Here is a 17,007-nt window from a genome sequence, read left to right on the forward strand (position 1 = left end):
CGAACCGCCGCATGACGATGGCGCGGACGGCAAGCGCATCGACACGTCGCACGCGCACCGGATCGGACAGTGTCGACGATTCATCCCGGCGGGCGGTGAAGCTTGCAGGCATTTCAAGCCGGTCAGATCGGCAAACTCATCCACCCGGACGATGCGCGCCCGCACCGCCGCCGCACAATGGCCGCCATGCCCATTGCCGACGCCCCCGCCCTCATGGAATCCGCCGACTTCACGACCGCGTTCAGCCCGCTGCAGATCGGCCCGCTTACGCTGCGCAACCGCCTGATCAAGTCCGCCACCAACGAAGGCATGACGCCGAACGGCGTGCCGTCGCGCGCACTCGTCGGCTTCCACGAGCGCATTGCCGAAGGCGGCGCCGCGCTGACGACCGTCGCGTACTGCGCGGTCAGCGACGACGGCCGCACGTTCGTCGACCAGGCGCGGCTCGACGCGCCGACGGTCCGGCAATTCCGCGCGCTGACCGATGCCGTCCATCGCCACGGCGCGGCCGCATCCGCGCAGATCACGCACGGCGGCTGCTTCACGTTCCTGCCGTCGCTGTCGACGAAACGCCCGTTGAGCGCGTCGGGCGGTTTCAACAAGGTCGGCGTGATGAGCGGCCGCTTCCTGAAGCAGGCGATAACGCGCGACCAGATGTCGGCAATCGCCGACGAATTCGCACAGGCGGCGCGGCATGCGCGCGACGCCGGCTTCGATGCGGTCGAGATCCACATGGGCCACGGCTATCTGCTGAGCCAGTTCCTGTCGCCGCTGTACAACCGCCGCCGGGATGCATACGGCGGCGACGCGGCGCGCCGCGCGGCGTTCCCGGTCGAGGTGCTGCGCCGCGTGCTCGATGCGGTGGGCCGCGATCTCGCTGTCGTCTGCAAGATCGGCGTGACCGAAGGCGTGCGCGGCGGCGGCACCGCCGACGACGCATGCGAGATCGCGCGGCGGCTGCAAGCCGAAGGCGCGCACCTGCTGGTGCTGAGCGGCGGGATGAACGTCGAATCGGTGTGGCAGCTGTTCGGCAGCCCGCTGCCCGGCGACGCGCGCGCGAACGCTGACAACGCGATCGTGCGTGCCGCGATGACGCTGCAGAAACTCGCCGAGCCGAAGATGGGCGCGTTTCGCGAGATGTATTTCCTCGAGCATTCGACCAAGGTGCGCGCGGCTGTCAAAATGCCGCTCGCCTATCTCGGCGGCGTGCGTTCGCGCGAGAACGTCGAACTGGCGATGCGTGAAGGGTTCGATGCGGTCGCGCTCGCCCGGGCGCTCGTGTTCGAACCGGGTTTCGTCAACGGGCTGCGCGACGGCCGACTCGCGCAGTCGGGCTGCACGTCGTGCAACCGCTGCGTCGTGTCGATGTACACGCCGGGCGGCACCGCGTGCGTGCTGCGCGAGCCGAACGCCCCCGCGCCGAACCGTGTGCCGGCAGCCGGCGCGTGAAACCTGACGCGTGACGCGGATGCGGAGGCCGCTCAGCCCGCGTCGCGCGCACGGGCGAGTGCCGCGAGGTTCCCTTCCCCGAACCCGTGGTGCCCCTTGCGCTGCACGATCTCGAAGAAGATCTCGCCGGGCCGGCGCTTGACGAAGGTCTGGAAGAACAGGCGCGGCACGCCGTCGCTGCCGATCTCGCCGTCGACCAGCACCGCGCGGCTGCGCAGCGCGTCGAGATCGACGCCGTGCCCGGGCAGCCGCGCATCGACGTCGTCGTAATAGCGTGCGGGCGGCTCGATGAATTCGACGCCGTTCGCGCGCAGCGCATCGACGCATGACAGGATGTCGTCAGTGGCCAGCGCGACGTGCTGGACGCCCTCGCCCGGATGGTCGGGCAGATACGCGTGCATCAGCTCGGTACGCCGCGTGCCTTCCTCGTAGACCGGAATCCGCACCGCGCCGCACGGCGACACCATCACGCGCGATTCCTCCGACACGTGCCAGTGCGCGTCGATTTCGTGGATCTCGCGAAAGTGCAGCAGGTCGTGGTAGAAATCCAGCCACTCCCGCATGCGCCCCGCGCCGACGGTCTGCGTGAAATGGTCGACCTGCAGCAGGCCGACACCCGCGCAATCGAGATCGGTATGCGCGGTCGCGATGTCGATCGGGCGGAAATCGATGTCGAAGATCGAGATATCGCCGACCCCGCCGCGCTGGCCGTCCCGCCCGCGCCAACGGTCGACGAAATACAGGTGCGAATCGCCGATGCCCTGGATCGCCGGGATCTTCAGCTCGCCGACGCCGACCCGCTCGCCCTCGAACGCCCACGCGCCGAGTTCGATCGCACGCTCGAACGCGCGCCGTGCACTGGCCACGCGCAGCCCGATCGCGCAGACACCCATCCCGTATTCCTCCGCATAGCGCGCGGCGAACGAATCGGGCTCGGCGTTGATCAGGAAATGCATCTGCCCTTGCCGGTACAGCGTGACGTTCTTGCTGACATGCCGCGCGATCGCCTTGAACCCGAGCTGCTCGAAGCGTTGCGCGAGCGCTTCCGGCACGGGCGCCGCGAATTCGACGAATTCGAGGCCGGCCATCCCGAGCGGATTGGCGGCCGGATCGACGACGGGCGGCGTATCGCTGGACAGGGGGTGGGAATTGCCGGGCATTCCAGTCTCCGGGGGCATGCGGTCGATGGGGATGGCGCCCGGCGCGCGCGGCATGCGCGGCCGATGTGGCGACCGGGCATCCGCCCCGAGCGGGCGAGTTTTCATGCTGCAGATTTTAACCAGATCGTTCACGGCGGCACACCCTGGCCTAACGGGATATCGTCGCGCCGCCTAGTGCAAACCCGAAAATCGTTCGATAATCGCACGATATTGAACGATAATCGCGCACTTTGTCCGATTGGCCAATTGCCGCCGTGCGGCGCGCGCCCTATTCTCCGTTCACCCATCGACTTCAATGCAGCATCGGACGCGGCGCCGCCACGATTAACGATGCGCCGTACCAGGAGACACCGCCATGACCCCAACCTTCGACACCCTCGACGTCGCCGCCGGCGCCCGCGCGCGCAACCAGGCTCGCAAGGCCGCGATCGGCAGCTTCGTCGGCGCCGTCGTCGACTGGTACGACTTCCTGCTGTACGGGATCGTCGCCGCACTGGTATTCAATTCCGAGTTCTTCCCGAAAGTCAGCCCGACGATGGGCACGCTCGCGGCGTTCGCGACGTTCGGCGTCGGCTTCCTGTTCCGGCCGCTCGGCGGCGTCGTGTTCGGCCACTACGGCGACCGGCTCGGCCGCAAGCGGATGCTCGTGCTGACGGTGATGCTGATGGGGTTGTCGACGGTCGCGATCGGCCTGCTGCCGACCTTCGCAACCATCGGCTGGTGGGCGCCGGTGCTGCTGGTGCTGATGCGTGCGATCCAGGGTTTCGCGGTCGGCGGCGAATGGGGCGGCGCGGCGCTGATGGCCGTCGAGAGCGCGCCGAAGCAAAAGAAGGCGTTCTACAGCAGCGGCGTGCAGGTCGGTTACGGCGTCGGGCTCGTGCTGGCCACGGGCATCGTGTCGATCCTGAGCCACACGCTCGGCGAGGCCGCGTTCAAGTCGTGGGGCTGGCGCCTGCCGTTCGTGTTCAGCATCGTGCTCGTGCTGGTCGGGCTGTGGGTGCGCAAGAGCATGGACGAATCGCAGGAGTTCGTCGAGAAGGTCGAGCACGGCAACCGCAAGCTGCGCCTGCCGGTGCTGGAAGCGCTGACGCGTCATCCGAAGGCGTTCCTGCTGATCATCGCGCTGCGGCTCGCCGAACTGTTCACGATGTATATCGTCACCGCGTTCGCGCTCAGCTATTCGACGACGAACCTCGGCATGTCGCGCGACCTGTTCCTGAACGTCGGCCTGCTGGTCGGCGCGGTGAGCTGCGTGACGATCCCGTGCTTCGCGTGGCTGGCCGACCGCTACGGCCTGCGCCGCATCTACCTGATCGGCGCGCTGATCGGTCTCGCGGCCGCGGTGCCGTTCTTCATCGCGCTGGAGGCGCGGTCGATCGCGTGGATCGTGATCTTCTCGATCCTGCTCGCGAACGCCGCGCACGACATGGTCGTGAGCGTCCAGCAGCCGCTGTTCACCGAGCTGTTCGGCGCCGAATACCGCTATAGCGGCGCGGGCGTCGGCTACCAGTTCGCGAGCGTCGTCGGCGGCGGGTTCACGCCGTTCATCGCGGTCGGCCTGGTCACCCTGGCCGGCGGCTCGTGGCACCTCGTCGCCGGTTATCTGGCGGTGGGCTGCCTGATCTCGCTGGTGGTTGCCGCGCGGATGCGCGCGGTGCAGTGACGAAGCGAGCGCGCGGCCGGCCCGATCCGCGGCCGGCCATTTCCCTGCGTCGGCCGCCAACCGAACGGCGGTCCCCCACCCAACGTCAAACACCGTCAATCACGCGCGCCGATCCCCCTTTTCCCTTCCGAACATTCCACGCCGCCCACCGACCAATGGCATCATATGGGCCTACGTCAGTCACCGATACGCCCCCATATCATGTCGAATCTCATCGTCCACGGCGGCACTCCGCTGCGCGGGGACATCAAGCCGTCCGCGAACAAGAACGCCGTCCTGCCGATCCTGTGCGCCACCCTGTTGACCGATCAGCCGCTGCGCCTGGTCGGCGTGCCGGACATCACCGACGTGCGCAAGATCCTCGACATCTTCCGCACGCTCGGCAGCGACGTGTCTGTCGACTTCACGACGGGCCTGCTCGAACTCCACCATCGCAACACGCAGTTCGATCCGGCCGTCCATCGGCTGCCCGAAGCGATGCGCTCGTCGATCATGCTGATTCCGCCGCTGCTCGCGCGCTTCGGCGTCGCGCGCCTCGAGAATGACGTGAAAGGCTGCACGCTCGGCGTGCGCGAGATCGATCCGCACGTCGAGGTGTTCGAGCGCTTCGGCGCGCACATCGAGCGCACGCCCGATTCGCTGATCGTTCGCACCGATGGCCCGCTGACGGCCAACGATCACTGGTTCGACTACGCGTCGGTGACGACCACCGAGAACTTCGCGCTGTGCGCGACGGCCGCGAACGGCACGTCGACACTGATGAACGCGGCGTCCGAGCCGCACGTGCAGGAGTTCTGCCAGTTCCTCGCGATGATCGGCGTCACGATCGAAGGCATCGGCACGTCGCGGCTCTGCGTGACGGGCGGCGGCAAGCTCGGCGGCGGCGAATTCCGCTTCGCCGAGGATTTCCACGAGATCGCGACGTTCCTCGCGCTCGGCGCGATCACGGGCGGCGACATCACCGTGCGCAACTCGTCGCCCGAGCATTTCCCGCTGATCGACCGCACGTTCGCGAAGTTCGGCGTCAACGTCACGCACCGCGACGGCTGGTCGCGCGCGGAACGCGACGGCCCGCTGCGCGTGCGCCGGCCGTTCACGCAGAACATCCTGACCAAGGTCGAAGCCGCGCCGTGGCCGTACCTGCCGGTCGACCTGCTGCCGATCTTCATCGCGCTCGGCGTGCGTGCGGAAGGCAGCGCGATGTTCTGGAACAAGGTCTACGACGGTGCGCTCGGCTGGTCCGGCGAACTGTCGAAGTTCGGCGCGCACGTGCTGCTGTCGGATCCGCACCGGCTGATCACGTTCGGCGGGCTGCAACTGACGCCGGCGCGCGTCGAGAGCCCGTACATCATCCGCGTCGCGATCGCGCTGCTGATGGTGGCCGCGAGCATCGAAGGCCGCTCGGAAATCATGAACGCGCTGCCGATCCGCCGCGCGCATCCGCATTTCGTCGAGAACCTGCGCTCGGTCGGCGCGAACGTCGAGTGGACGAGCAGCGAATAATGCCGCTCCGGCGGGTGCGGCTCGCGTGAAGTCCGCGCCGCATCCGTCTTCCCTCCTTCCCTGGCCGGCGTCGGCAGACTGCCCGGCAAGCGGCGCGCGTTGAAGGATCGCCGCTTCGCTTCCAGGCGTTACTCTCCCTCCCCGCACTCGACGTCGCCCGCTCCCATGTGGTCGAAGCCGTAAAGCATCACGGCGGTCGCCCCGTGCGCGGGATCGCTCGGCCGCCTGCCGAGGCTGTCGTCGGTCGGGCTCGACGGATACTGGATGCTCGTGTCCGTCAGGTTGTCCGGCTGCTTGCGCAGTTCCGCTTCGGTCAGCTTGAGCCCCTCCGCGCGCGGCAACCCGAACGCCTTGCGTACGTCCGCTTCGTTCCACGTTCCCTTCAGCGTGATGGTGACCATCTGCAGAGCGCCATGCTCCCAGTCCAGGTCGACTTTCATCGCGAGCGGATGTACGCGGGCTGCGAGCCGGCCGGGGAACGCGGGGCCCTCGTAATACGCGGTCGTGTTCTTGCACGCGTCGCCAGTATTCCTGTACTTCTTCAGCGCGCAGTTGAAGCGCTTGTCGCGGTAGCCGAATGTCGTTTCGACGTAGCAGCCGAATTTCGGCGACGTCATGCGTGGCCATGCACGCACGTCGACGGTTGGTCGAGCCAACCCCGCATCGCTTGAGGGACTGGCGCTGGCGAGCGTCGGCACGGCCGCAACGAACAAGGCTACCGAGAGTGCACGAAATTTCATGTTGGGTTCCAAAGAACGATGATCGCGTCTTCGATTTTGTGGAGCCGTGGTGCGTCTACGACGCACGATGGCGGATTGCGGCGCTGTGCTACGAGCACAAGGAAATCGACGCGCGTCGCCCGGCCTGATCGCAGCGCTCCATCAACGTGCATGTCGACATGCACGCCCGGAATTCTCGACGTTCAGGCGAACGGATTGCGCAGCACCGGACCGCCGTCCACGCGCAGGCCGTCGTGCATGTCCTCGGTGTACAGGTACTCGCAGCCCTCGAGCGACGCGGCGGCGACGATGCACGCGTCATGGAAGGACAGGCCATGCCGCTCCGCGAGCCTTCGCGCCAGGTCATGCGTATCGATCGTGACCGGTACGACATGGCACAAGCTCCTGATCGGTTCCAGAAACTGCGCCACATCGCTCCACGGCATCCGCAATTTTCGGCTGCAGACGCCGGCGACCTCGTTCAGTACCTGGACACTGACGGTAGGCCGCCGAAGGAACAGTGCCTCCGCCCGATTCGCCTTGGTTTCGTCCGCGGACAGCAGATAAAGCACGACATTGCTGTCGACGAACGATTTCGCCGGCTCAATCCCGCTCATTCGCATCGTCCCGGCTGAACTTGAAATCGGCGGGCAGCTTGCCCCTGAAACGCCGCAACCGTTGCAGAAGTTCGTCGGGTCTCGGCTTGCGGCGGACGGCAAACACGCGCGGGCTATCGACCACGATCTCGATATCGTCCCCTTCGCGGAGCTCCAGTGCATCGACCACACTGGCGGGAAGGCGGACGGCCAGGCTATTGCCCCACTTTGCGACCTGCATACGTACCTCCCTGGATATACATCGATGATTGTATATCTCTCGTATCTCGCCCGCAAAGACGACGCATAACGCATAGATATAGGAAGCCGCCGCCGTTGGAATCGCGCGATAATCGCCCGATTCCGCGCGATCACCGCGCGTCCTGATGCTCCCGACAATGAAAAAGCCCGAACTCGACCGACGCGACTGGATTGCCGGCCTCGAAAAAGGCCTGATGATCCTGGAAGCATTCGACAGCCAGCACGCGCGCATGACGCCCACGCAGGCCGCCGCGCGCACCGGCCTCACGCGCACGGCCGCACGGCGCTACCTGCTGACGCTCGAATCGCTCGGCTACGTGTACACCGACGGCAAGCTATACGGCCTGACGCCGCGCGTGCTGCGGGTCGGCTGGTCGTACTTCGATTCGGCGCGGCTGCCGCGCACGGTTCAGCCGTACCTGCAGCAACTGAGCGCGTCGTTGAACGAATCGGCTTACGTAAGCGTGCTCGACGGCTGGGAACTCGTGTTCATCGCACGCAACGGCGTGTCGCGCGTGATGACGACCGGCTTCGTGCTCGGCGCGCGCGTGCCGGCGCCGCTGACGTCGCCGGGCGTCGTGCTGCTTGCGCACCATCCCGATCGCGAGGCCGTGCGCGCGTGGCTCGACGATACCGAACTGCCGCCGTTCACGCCGCATACGATCACCAACAAGGCGCGCCTGCTCGAACAGGTCGACCACGCGCGCGACGCCGGTTTTGCGGCGATCGAGCAGCAATTGCAGGTCGGCGTGCGCGGGATCGCAGTGCCGCTGAAGAATCGTCACGGCGAAGTCGTCGCCGCGCTGAGCACGAACATGCCGATCGGCACGGAGACGACCGACGCCGCCGTGCGGCGCGTGCTGCCGCACCTGCAGGAAGCCGCGCTCGCGATGCTGAACGTGCTGTAGCGCGCCCGGGCCCTGAGTGACGCCTGCTGCACCGGTACGCGACGGATAGCGCCCCTGCGCCGCAACCGGCAGTCTGCCGGCCGGGCATCTTCCCCTTCACCCGATCCGCCACCACCGCGGCAGCAGATCGCGCACCTCCCGCCGCCGATAACGATCGTCGATCAGATGCACGACGCCTTCGTCGTGCTCGGTGCGGATCACGCGCCCGGCCGCCTGCACGACCTTCTGCAAGCCCGGATACAGGTACATGTAGTCGTAGCCGTTGCCGAAGCGCGCGTCCATCGCGCGCCGCATCTGCTCGTTGACATCGTTGACCTGCGGCAACCCGAGCGTCGCGATGAACGCACCGATCAGCCGTTCGCCGACCAGGTCCACGCCTTCCGAGAACGCACCGCCCAGCACCGCGAAGCCGACGCCGCGCCCGCCCGCGTCGAAGCGCGCGAGAAACGCGTCGCGCTCGCTTTCAGCCATGCCGGGCGCCTGAGCCCAGACCGGCACGTCCGGATGGCGCGTCTGCATCAGCGCGACCACGCGCCCCAGGTAGTCGAAGCTGCTCAGGAAGCCGAGGTAGTTGCCGGGCCTGGTCGCGTATTGCGCGGCGATCAGGTCGGCGATCGGTTCGAGCGATCGGTCGCGGTCGCGCCAGCGCGTCGACACGTGGCTCGCGACGCGCACCGTCAGTTGCTCGGCGCGGAACGGCCCGTCGACGTCGAGCCAGCCCGTATCGCCGGGCAGCCCGAGCGTGTCGCGATAGAAATGGAACGGGCTCAGCGTGCCCGAGAACAGCACGGTCGCGCGCGCGGCTTCGTAGCGCGGCGCGAGAAATCCGGCCGGGATCACGTTGCGCACGCACAGCGTCGACTGGACGCGGCGCCGGCGGCCGGCCGACGCGACGCCGTCGAGCGCCGGCTGGCGCGGCATCGGCTCGCCGTGCAGCGTCGCGTCGAAGATCGACGCGCTGTCGAAGGCTTCGGCGAGCACGCCGAACTGGATCGCCTCGAAATGAAAGCGCAGCAGCGCGTCGCCGTTCGCGCGCGGCGCGTCGGTCAGGTGTTCGCCGATCGCCGCGACGAGGTTCTGCACGGCCGATACGATCGGGCCTGGAATGTCCGGATACGCCGCATAGCGTTCGGCCTGCGCGCGATTGACCGTGCCCCATGCGCGGGCGAGCCGGTCGAACGCCTTGCGCAGCGCCGCGGGCGCGGCGTCGCGCGCGGCCGCGAACGCGAACGGATCGAGCGACGCGCTGTACATCTTGCGCGCGCGGTCGAGCAGGTTGTGCGCCTCGTCGACGAGCACGCCGACGCGCCACTGGTTCTGCTGCGCGAGCGTGTGCAGCATCGCGCTGCCGTCGTAGTAGTAGTTGTAGTCGCCGATCATCATGTCCGACCAGCGCGCGAGCTCCTGCGCGAGGTAGTACGGGCAGACGTCGCGCGCAAGCGCGGCCGCGCGCACGGTATCGCGATCGAGCAGCCCGGCGCCGATCGCCGCGTCGCGCGCGGCCGGCAGCCGGTCGTAGAAGCCTTGCGCGAGCGGGCACGACTCGCCGTGGCACGCTTTGTCCGGATGCTCGCACGCCTTGTCGCGGGCAACGAGCTCCAGCACGCGCAGCGGCAGCGTGGGCGTGCCGGCGCCGAGCGCCGCCGCCGCTTCGAGCGCGAGCGCGCGTCCGGGCGTTTTCGCGGTGAGGAAGAACACATGGTCGAGCTCGCCCTCGCCGCAGGCCTTCAGCAGCGGGAACACGGTGCCGAGCGTCTTGCCGATGCCGGTCGGCGCCTGCGCCATCAGGCAGCGCTCGTCGCGCGCTGCGCGATAGACGGCGACCGCCAGCTCGCGCTGGCCGCTGCGGAACCGCCCGTGCGGAAACGCGAGCGCGCGCAGCGCCGCATCGCGCGCCGCGCGATGGGCCGTCTCGCGCTCCGCCCAGCCGACGAAGCACGCGCACTGCTCGGCAAAGAACGCCGCTAGCGTGTGCGCGTCCAGCGTTTCCGTCAGGACGGTCTCGCGCTCGGACACGATGTCGAAATACACGAGCGCGACGTCGATCTCCGCGAGGCCGCGCGCGTCGCACATCAGGTGCGCATAGACCTTCGCCTGCGCCCAGTGCAGCGCGCGGTGGTTCGCCGGCATCGCGTCGAGACTGCCGCGATAGGTCTTGATTTCCTCGACGCGGTTCGCCACGGGATCGTAGCCGTCCGCGCGGCCGCGCACAGTAAGCGTGCCCCATGTGCCCGTCAGCGCGATCTCGGTTTCATAACGCGCGCCGCGGTTCGACGTGACCGCGCCGTGGCCGGCGATGCCTTCGAGCGCGGTCGGCGCAGGCGTGAAGCGCAGGTCGAGATCGCCGCGCCGCGCGGTGAATTCGCACATTGCCCGCACCGCGACGACGTAACTCACGCGGACAGCCTCGCCGCTTCGGCGTGCGCGCCGCCCGCGCCGGCCCATTCGACATCGACGACGCGCACCGGCATGCCGTGCGCAACGCAGTACGCGAGCCAGCGTGTCTGGTTGTCCTGCAGCCGGTCTCCCGGGCCCTTCACCTCGATCAGTTCGTAGCGGCGCTCGCCGGGCCAGAAGCGGACGAGATCGGGCAGCCCCGAGCGGTTGCTGCGGATATCCGCGAGCAGGCGCGTGAACCACAGCCGCAGGTGCTCGGGAGGCAGGCACGCGAGCGCCTCGTCGAGCAGTTCGTCCGTCAGCACGCCCCAGAACACGAATGGCGACTGCAGCCCCGCCTTCGTCGCGTAATGCCGGCGGATGGTGTCGCGATACGCGCCCGAATCGAGCTGCGCGAAACAGGCGGCGAACGCGTCCGCGCGGCGCGCGGTGAAATCGGGCGCGTGCAAGTCGGCCGGGCCGCGCTGGAACGGGTGGAAGAACGCGCCGGGCACCGCCGCGAACACAGGCTCCCAGCACAGCAGCCCGAACAGCGAATTGATCAGCGTGTTTTCGACGTAATGAACCGGCGACACCGGCTCAGCGAGATGGTCGCGCACCGCGAATTCGACGCTGACGAACGCGTCGGGGCGCGCCAGCACTAGCGTCTCGCGCGGCACGTCCGGCGCGGCGGCCGCGCGTTCGACGCGCTGGCCGACACGGCGCTGCAGGCGCGGCAGCATGCGCTCGACGCGCTGGCGCTCCTCGTCGCTCTCGAAACCGCCGCGCGCATCGAGCGCCAGTGCGAGCGCGTCGTCGTCGCGCCCGCTGCGCTCGAGCACGCGGATGCGCCGATGACGGCTGCCGGGCCATGCGCTGCGCGTGTAAGCGTCGAGCGCGGCGGCCCAGTCGGCGCGACGCTCGCAGGTCTGCCCGAGCGCGAACAGCAGCTTCGCGCGACGCGTCGCGAGCCACGGCTGCGCACAGCCCACCGCGTCGATCGCGCGCAGCAGGTCGTCGAACGGCAGATCGTCAGGCCAGGCATCGAGCGCGTCGCGGCACATCTGCAGCGCGAGATACGCGTCGACGTCGTCGCGCTGCTGGAACGCGCGCGACGACGGTGCGATCGGCACGCTTTCGTACTGCAACACGCCGAGATCGGCGAGGACGAATTCGCTCCAGTCCTGATGCAGATTGCCGAAGAACATCAGGCGCAGCCGGTCGCACAGCGCGCCGACCGTCACGCGCAGCACGCGGTCGCCGGCCTGTGCACACCACGCGTCGAGCGGCTGCGCGGCGTCGTGCGCGGGCCGCAGCCGTTCGAGCCATTCGGGCTTGCGCTCGGCAGCATGCGCGGCGAGCGACGGGAAGATGCGCAGCAGGTCGGCCTTGGTCGACAGCGCGAACAGCTCGTCGAGCGTCAGCGCGGGCGCCGGATCGACCCAGCCGAGCTCGACGAGCGGCGCGGCCGCGTCGAGCGTGCAGCCGATTTCGTCGTATACGAGCTTGCTTGCGCGGAAGTCGGACCCGCTGCGCATCAGCATCCGCACGAGCAGCGCGCGCGACGCCTGCGGCAGCGACGCGAAATCGCGAACGAACGCCTGCTCCCGATGGTCGAGCAGGTCGTCGTACCGCTCGCCGAGCCAGGCCAGCGCGCGTTCGAAATTGGTCAGGTAGTAAAACGCCGGGGGCGTCGGCGAAGCAGGCGTCACGGGAATCGATCACTGTACGTTTGTACAGGTCGGAATCATATCAAATGTGACGGGAATTGCCGCACGCCGCCGCCCGGCCAGGACGCCGGGATCAGAACTGGTAGTTCACCGACATGTCGAACACGCCGTTGGTCGACTGCTGCGTGATCGGGCTGCGCGCCGCGCGGCCGACGAGCTGCTCGATGGCGCCGTCCATCGTCACGAACCAGTGCTTGTTCACGAACCAGACCATCGTCACGCCCAGGCCAGCCGACTTGATCCCCGCGCCCGACGAATAGGCCGGCAGCCCCGAGCGCGCTGCGGCACCCTGGTTCACGCCGAACCAGCTGTTCATGTAGCGCGAGTCGGCAAACGATACGGTCGGCCCCGCGAACCAGAAGAAGTTTTCGTTGCTGCCCGGCATCGGCATGTACGCGGAGAAATCGCCGGTCCAGCCGTTCGAGCCGCCGATGCTGCGGCGGACATCCGCGCGCAGCACGAGCGGGAATTCCTTCGAGATCACGTAATCGGCCGCCAGCTTCATCACGGGCGCCGCGTTGATGTTGTCGAGGCCGTTCAGGTGGCCGAGATCGTCGGCCGAGCGCCGCCCGAGGTCATAGCCGACCGACAGGCTCACGCGCCAGTTCGGCCCGCGCAACACGTTCGCGCCAAGGCCCTCGCCCGTCGACAGGAAGAACAGGTCGCGATAGCGGATGTCGAGATTCGGGCCGCCCATCACGCGATAGCGGTCGGAGCCCGCATAGCGCGGCTGCAGCGTCATCGCGGCGCCGACGCTGACCTGCCAGGTGGAGACGGTCGGATCGAACAGTTTCTCGAGCGGCACGCCTGCCGAGTATTGCCACTCGCCGAGCGGCGAAGGTGTCTGGGCCGACGCGTCGCGGGCGCCGGCCGCGGCGAGCGCCGCGCATGCCGACAGGCCGGATACGAACCGGCGTGCGCCGGGTGACAGTAACGGGCGAGCAACGGTCATCAAGGCGGTCTCCGTCGGTTGCGCGAAACGAACCTGAGGAAAAGCGCATCGCAGCCTGTTCCGCTGCAGCGGCTGGCAGGGCAGCCTGCGGCGCGAACGTAGCGTGCGCTGAATTAACGGACATCCTACGCGACGCGCGGGCAGACGCAAAGCGCCCGCTGCGCGCGGGCACTTTGCCGCCTTCCGGAATGGATGGGCAGCGTTGCCGGATCAGAAACGCTCGACGTGATAGTCGCCGGCCAGCGCGGCCGGGCTGCGCGTCGACATCATCCGCGAGAAGCCGTCCGCGAGCCGCCCGAGGGCAAGCTGTTTCTGGCTGGCATCCCAGTGCGTATAGGTGTCGTATGCGGCATCGTCGAACGATACGGTGACGGCGACCGGGTGGCCGCTGGCGCGAAAGCCGATATGCAGTACGCCGCCGGGCAACTCCTCGATGTGATAACGCAACGAGCGCGATTCGAAATAGCGGCCCAGCACCTGAGCGATCGCGCGCTTGTCCGGCGATTGCACGTGAATGTCCATGATGGTCCTCCTTTCAGTGGTCGTGCGGCCGGTTGCGGCGCACCGCGCCCGCCCGGCATCCGCATCGGCGGCGGGTGCGACGGCGGATCGCCGTGCGGCAGTCCGTCGGGCACGGGCGGATCGACGGGATCGTCGTGTCGGGGCTGCGTCGGATCGGGGTCGACGTCGGGTGTCGGTTCGGGGCGGTGCAGCGTGAATGGCGTCTTCATGTCACTCCTGCGCGACGGCACGCATCTCGATGGCGCTGCGGCCGTGCGCAAGCGGCGTGCCCGCTCCCGCGCCGTGCACGTTGCCCGATCCGGCCGGACGCTGCCGTGCCGTCAGTCGTCGTGGGCCGCCATCACCAGCCACATCGTGCGCCCGTCCGCGATCAGCCGCACCGCGAGCGCGAACGGATCGGACGGCGAGCATTGCGCGACGAGCGCCCGCTGCGCGCGCTCGGGACCGTCGTAGACGATGTCGTTCAGCTCGCGCACTTCGTCCTTGCCGTCGAACATGCGCCGTTCGGGCCGACAGACCAGCGATTCGCGCTTCCACGCGTCGAACCGCTCGCGTACGTGGCCGAAATCGCCGCCGCATACGTTCGCGTCGTAACGTATCCTTTCCTTGGTTGCCTTCATCACGATGTCCTCTCGTCCACGCCGACGGCGCGCGGGTCATGCCCGTCGCACCGGCCGGCTTCCGCCGGCGTGCAAGCGTCGTGCCGCCGACGCCCCGCGCGGGCACGGCGCTTGCGCCTGCGTCAACGAACAAGGAGGTTCGACCATGAACGTTCACGCCCCCGGCCGCCGCGATGCCGTGTCACCGGCTGCCGGCCTGCTCAGGCTCGCCACGTCCCGCCCGCCGCCCGAAGACAAGACGGAGGAGCGCATCGACGAAGGGCTCGAGGAGACGTTCCCGGCCAGCGACCCGCCCGCCGTCGGCGGTGCGACGCGTATCGACCCCGCCAAGCCGTCCGGCAAGCACGAACGTCGTGCGCCGCACGTCCCTTCCCCGCCCCGCGATCACGGCTGACGGCGGCACCCGGCTCCGCGATGCGCTGCGGCGCATCGGCGGGCCGGCGAAATCCGGAGCGATCTGATGAAGATCCTTGAACGCCGATGGCATGAAATCAGCGGCGCCGCCGGCATCGCGACGCTGGCGGCGATCGAAAGCGCCGTGGTGCTCGCGATCGTCGTGATGACCGGCATCGGCCACTGACATCGCTTGCCGCCCGTTCGCGACTGCCGCCGTGGAAGATGTACAAGCGGGCTGGCAAATTTCTCCGTCGTCCGGCCGGCAAGGGCCGGCGTGCGCGGCGCGCGCGCGGCACGGTATCTGCTCCCGAATCGATTCGCTCACGAAGGAGGCTTCATGTATCGCGTCAACGAGATCATGTCGCGCGACGTGGTATGCGTCGCGCCGACCGATACGATTCGCCATGCGGCCGAACTGATGCAGCGCTTCGATATCGGCGTCCTGCCCGTTTGCGACGGCACCGAACTCGTCGCGATCGTGACCGATCGCGACCTCGCGGTGCGGGCGCTGTCGCACGGCCATTCGTCCGATACGCCCGTGCTGGCGGTCGCATCCGCACCCGTGCAGTGGTGCGTAGAGGACGACGGTGTCGGCGATGTCCAGCAGCGGATGGCCGACGTGCAGCTGCATCGGCTGCCGGTGCTCGACCGGAGCCTGCGGCTCGTCGGCATCGTGTCGCTCGGCGACATTGCGACGCGCGCGGGCGGCCCTGAGCGCGACGAGCTCGCCAATACGCTCGAGGACGTGTCGCTGCCGCGTCGGCGCTGACACGCACGCGCTCCCTCGTTCCGCACGACGGCCCGCTGCCCGGGTGCGACGCGCACACGCACGCGTTTCGCGCGTGCGCAAGGTTGCCGTTCCGACCAGGAGGTTTTCGATGACAACGGACAAACCGTCGCGCGACGCCGCGCGCATTGCGTCGCGCGACGCCGCGCGCATTGTCGGCGCCGGCCGCCGCCCGTCCGCGGGCGGGCCGGGGCCCGACGTGATGGCTGCCCGCACGCTCGAAGGCGATCGCGTGCTGACGGTGGACGGCGACGACATCGGCAAGGTCACCGACATCATGCTCGACGTGCGTTCCGGCCGGATCGCGTATGCGGTCGTCGCGTCGCGCGGCGTGCGCGGGAGCGGCGACAAGCTGCTCGCGGTGCCGTGGAACGCGCTGATACTCGACGTCGAGCGCAAATGCTTCGTGCTGCCCGTTGCCGCCGAGCAGGTGCGCGAAGCACCCGGCTTCGACAGGAACCGCTGGCCGGCAATGGCCGATCCGGACTGGGCCGAGGCGCTGCATGCGTACTACGGCAGCGCGCCGTACTGGCTGATCGAGGAAGGCGAAACGGCGCTCGACTCGCCGCCGTACGAAGCTTCGCCGGGCGGCCCCGAAGACGACGGCCGGCGCAAGCGTTGAAACCGGCCGGCTGCCACGCGATTCAGTGCGCGGCCGCCACCGTTTGCGCGAGCTTCCGCGCGGCGGCCAGATGCGCGTTCAGCGTCGGCAGCGCGCGGGCCGCGAATGCGCGAAGCTGCGGGTCGCGGCCGTTGCGCGCCTCGGCTTCGTAGAGCCGGATCGCCGCCTCGTGCGTGCGCGGGCCTGCCAGCGCGACATAGGCCGTGTCGAACGCGTGGCCATCCTTCGTTCGCAATGCCGTCACCGCCGGATCGACCAGCATCCGCGTCTGGACCGGTACGCCCTTTTGCGCGCCAAGGTGCCGCAATTCGCCGTCGATGCGCGTGAGATCGTCGATCATCCGGCGCGCGAATGCCTTCACGTCCGGGTTCGACGAGCGGTCGAGCGCGACCTGGCTGGCCTGCCGTTCGACCTTGCCGAGCATCGCGGCCTTGTCGACGAATTCGGCATCGATGCCGGTCGGCCGCTGCGTCATGGCGGCCTCGTCGGCGGTCGGGCCGGGGCTGACGACGCCCGGCGCGACCTGCACCGACGAAGCAGGCGGCGCCTGCGCGTGCGAAAGCGCGAACGCCAGTGCGCCGGCGGCGCCTGCCAGCGCGCGTGCCGCCGGCCGGCGTTCGTCCCGGTTCATCCGATTCGTTTTCATTCGGGGACCTCCGTATGCGAGACGGAGCGGGCCGATCGCGCGGTTTCCCGTCACACGGGACGCTCGGCCGACGCAAGGAAATCGGTCCGTGCGCCAT

At 68.6% G+C, this 17,007-nt stretch carries 17 protein-coding genes; 7 read left to right on the plus strand and 10 right to left on the minus strand.

Going from position 1 to position 17,007, the window contains the following annotated elements:
* Positions 1 to 213: 213 nt before the first annotated feature.
* Positions 214 to 1,449 (plus strand): NADH:flavin oxidoreductase, encoded by a 1,236-nt coding sequence (locus tag DM992_RS18285; RefSeq protein ID WP_111018056.1) that lies wholly within the window; start codon positions 214 to 216, stop codon positions 1,447 to 1,449.
* Between the two features lie 32 nt (positions 1,450 to 1,481).
* Here the strand turns inward: DM992_RS18285 and DM992_RS18290 are convergent, their stop codons facing one another.
* The gene (locus DM992_RS18290) at positions 1,482 to 2,609 is read right to left on the minus strand and encodes a VOC family protein (protein WP_111018057.1); all 1,128 of its coding nucleotides are present in this window, start codon (positions 2,607 to 2,609) and stop codon (positions 1,482 to 1,484) included.
* A 355-nt stretch (positions 2,610 to 2,964) separates the two neighbouring features.
* Here DM992_RS18290 and shiA point away from each other — a divergent pair, with 355 nt between their 5' ends.
* Positions 2,965 to 4,272: a shikimate transporter gene (shiA, locus tag DM992_RS18300; protein ID WP_111018058.1), complete on the plus strand. Its 1,308-nt coding sequence runs from the start codon at positions 2,965 to 2,967 to the stop codon at positions 4,270 to 4,272.
* Between the two features lie 201 nt (positions 4,273 to 4,473).
* Positions 4,474 to 5,775: a UDP-N-acetylglucosamine 1-carboxyvinyltransferase gene (locus DM992_RS18305; protein WP_111018059.1), complete on the plus strand. Its 1,302-nt coding sequence runs from the start codon at positions 4,474 to 4,476 to the stop codon at positions 5,773 to 5,775.
* 128 nt (positions 5,776 to 5,903) lie between these two features.
* Here the strand turns inward: DM992_RS18305 and DM992_RS18310 are convergent, their stop codons facing one another.
* The 3 genes from DM992_RS18310 to DM992_RS18320 form a co-directional block, all read right to left on the minus strand.
* Complete coding sequence (locus tag DM992_RS18310; protein WP_111018060.1) at positions 5,904 to 6,515, minus strand: hypothetical protein; 612 nt, start codon at positions 6,513 to 6,515, stop codon at positions 5,904 to 5,906.
* Positions 6,516 to 6,697: 182 nt separating this feature from the next.
* Complete coding sequence (locus DM992_RS18315; protein ID WP_111018061.1) at positions 6,698 to 7,111, minus strand: PIN domain-containing protein; 414 nt, start codon at positions 7,109 to 7,111, stop codon at positions 6,698 to 6,700.
* Positions 7,098 to 7,331 (minus strand): AbrB/MazE/SpoVT family DNA-binding domain-containing protein, encoded by a 234-nt coding sequence (locus DM992_RS18320; RefSeq protein WP_044843105.1) that lies wholly within the window; start codon positions 7,329 to 7,331, stop codon positions 7,098 to 7,100. Before DM992_RS18320 ends, DM992_RS18315 begins: the two co-directional genes overlap by 14 nt.
* 157 nt (positions 7,332 to 7,488) lie before the next feature.
* On the opposite strand from DM992_RS18320, the gene DM992_RS18325 reads away from it, so the two are divergent.
* Positions 7,489 to 8,259 carry an IclR family transcriptional regulator C-terminal domain-containing protein gene (locus DM992_RS18325; RefSeq protein WP_072436791.1) on the plus strand — a complete coding sequence of 257 codons (771 nt, stop codon included), beginning with the start codon at positions 7,489 to 7,491 and terminating at the stop codon, positions 8,257 to 8,259.
* A 96-nt stretch (positions 8,260 to 8,355) separates the two neighbouring features.
* Here the strand turns inward: DM992_RS18325 and DM992_RS18330 are convergent, their stop codons facing one another.
* From DM992_RS18330 to DM992_RS18350, 5 genes are all read right to left on the minus strand, one after another.
* Complete coding sequence (locus DM992_RS18330) at positions 8,356 to 10,656, minus strand: ATP-dependent DNA helicase (protein WP_111020281.1); 2,301 nt, start codon at positions 10,654 to 10,656, stop codon at positions 8,356 to 8,358.
* Positions 10,653 to 12,347, minus strand: a complete 1,695-nt coding sequence (locus tag DM992_RS18335; protein WP_111018062.1) for a VRR-NUC domain-containing protein — start codon at positions 12,345 to 12,347, stop codon at positions 10,653 to 10,655. The genes DM992_RS18330 and DM992_RS18335 overlap by 4 nt, the downstream gene beginning before the upstream one ends.
* A gap of 91 nt (positions 12,348 to 12,438) precedes the next feature.
* Positions 12,439 to 13,317, minus strand: a complete 879-nt coding sequence (locus tag DM992_RS18340; protein ID WP_111018063.1) for a MipA/OmpV family protein — start codon at positions 13,315 to 13,317, stop codon at positions 12,439 to 12,441.
* 210 nt (positions 13,318 to 13,527) lie between these two features.
* Positions 13,528 to 13,839 (minus strand): hypothetical protein, encoded by a 312-nt coding sequence (locus DM992_RS18345; protein WP_111018064.1) that lies wholly within the window; start codon positions 13,837 to 13,839, stop codon positions 13,528 to 13,530.
* A gap of 320 nt (positions 13,840 to 14,159) precedes the next feature.
* Positions 14,160 to 14,459, minus strand: a complete 300-nt coding sequence (locus tag DM992_RS18350; RefSeq protein ID WP_111018065.1) for a hypothetical protein — start codon at positions 14,457 to 14,459, stop codon at positions 14,160 to 14,162.
* A 145-nt stretch (positions 14,460 to 14,604) separates the two neighbouring features.
* Here DM992_RS18350 and DM992_RS18355 point away from each other — a divergent pair, with 145 nt between their 5' ends.
* The 3 genes from DM992_RS18355 (at position 14,605) to DM992_RS18365 (ending at position 16,264) form a co-directional block, all read left to right on the plus strand.
* A complete protein-coding gene (locus DM992_RS18355) occupies positions 14,605 to 14,853 on the plus strand; it encodes a hypothetical protein (RefSeq protein WP_072436784.1) in 249 nt (82 codons plus the stop codon).
* Between the two features lie 339 nt (positions 14,854 to 15,192).
* On the plus strand, positions 15,193 to 15,624 hold the full coding sequence (locus tag DM992_RS18360) for a CBS domain-containing protein (RefSeq protein ID WP_034179547.1): 432 nt from the start codon (positions 15,193 to 15,195) through the stop codon (positions 15,622 to 15,624).
* Positions 15,625 to 15,733: 109 nt separating this feature from the next.
* A complete protein-coding gene (locus DM992_RS18365; protein ID WP_111018066.1) occupies positions 15,734 to 16,264 on the plus strand; it encodes a PRC-barrel domain-containing protein in 531 nt (176 codons plus the stop codon).
* A gap of 22 nt (positions 16,265 to 16,286) precedes the next feature.
* On the opposite strand, the gene DM992_RS18370 is transcribed toward DM992_RS18365, so the two are convergent.
* Positions 16,287 to 16,910 (minus strand): DUF4142 domain-containing protein, encoded by a 624-nt coding sequence (locus DM992_RS18370; protein WP_111018067.1) that lies wholly within the window; start codon positions 16,908 to 16,910, stop codon positions 16,287 to 16,289.
* Positions 16,911 to 17,007: the final 97 nt, after the last annotated feature.

Source organism: Burkholderia sp. JP2-270 (assembly GCF_003233675.1).
Classification (GTDB): domain Bacteria; phylum Pseudomonadota; class Gammaproteobacteria; order Burkholderiales; family Burkholderiaceae; genus Burkholderia; species Burkholderia pyrrocinia_C.

What these genes read in the sequence shown, in the direction of transcription:
- DM992_RS18285 (WP_111018056.1), top strand. Translation starts at nt 214, where the DNA reads ATGGAATCCGCCGACTTCACGACCGCGTTCAGCCCGCTGCAGATCGGC.
- DM992_RS18290 (WP_111018057.1), bottom strand. Translation starts at nt 2,609, where the DNA reads ATGCCCGGCAATTCCCACCCCCTGTCCAGCGATACGCCGCCCGTCGTC.
- shiA (WP_111018058.1), top strand. Translation starts at nt 2,965, where the DNA reads ATGACCCCAACCTTCGACACCCTCGACGTCGCCGCCGGCGCCCGCGCG.
- DM992_RS18305 (WP_111018059.1), top strand. Translation starts at nt 4,474, where the DNA reads ATGTCGAATCTCATCGTCCACGGCGGCACTCCGCTGCGCGGGGACATC.
- DM992_RS18310 (WP_111018060.1), bottom strand. Translation starts at nt 6,515, where the DNA reads ATGAAATTTCGTGCACTCTCGGTAGCCTTGTTCGTTGCGGCCGTGCCG.
- DM992_RS18315 (WP_111018061.1), bottom strand. Translation starts at nt 7,111, where the DNA reads ATGAGCGGGATTGAGCCGGCGAAATCGTTCGTCGACAGCAATGTCGTG.
- DM992_RS18320 (WP_044843105.1), bottom strand. Translation starts at nt 7,331, where the DNA reads ATGCAGGTCGCAAAGTGGGGCAATAGCCTGGCCGTCCGCCTTCCCGCC.
- DM992_RS18325 (WP_072436791.1), top strand. Translation starts at nt 7,489, where the DNA reads ATGAAAAAGCCCGAACTCGACCGACGCGACTGGATTGCCGGCCTCGAA.
- DM992_RS18340 (WP_111018063.1), bottom strand. Translation starts at nt 13,317, where the DNA reads ATGACCGTTGCTCGCCCGTTACTGTCACCCGGCGCACGCCGGTTCGTA.
- DM992_RS18345 (WP_111018064.1), bottom strand. Translation starts at nt 13,839, where the DNA reads ATGGACATTCACGTGCAATCGCCGGACAAGCGCGCGATCGCTCAGGTG.
- DM992_RS18350 (WP_111018065.1), bottom strand. Translation starts at nt 14,459, where the DNA reads ATGAAGGCAACCAAGGAAAGGATACGTTACGACGCGAACGTATGCGGC.
- DM992_RS18355 (WP_072436784.1), top strand. Translation starts at nt 14,605, where the DNA reads ATGAACGTTCACGCCCCCGGCCGCCGCGATGCCGTGTCACCGGCTGCC.
- DM992_RS18360 (WP_034179547.1), top strand. Translation starts at nt 15,193, where the DNA reads ATGTATCGCGTCAACGAGATCATGTCGCGCGACGTGGTATGCGTCGCG.
- DM992_RS18365 (WP_111018066.1), top strand. Translation starts at nt 15,734, where the DNA reads ATGACAACGGACAAACCGTCGCGCGACGCCGCGCGCATTGCGTCGCGC.
- DM992_RS18370 (WP_111018067.1), bottom strand. Translation starts at nt 16,910, where the DNA reads ATGAAAACGAATCGGATGAACCGGGACGAACGCCGGCCGGCGGCACGC.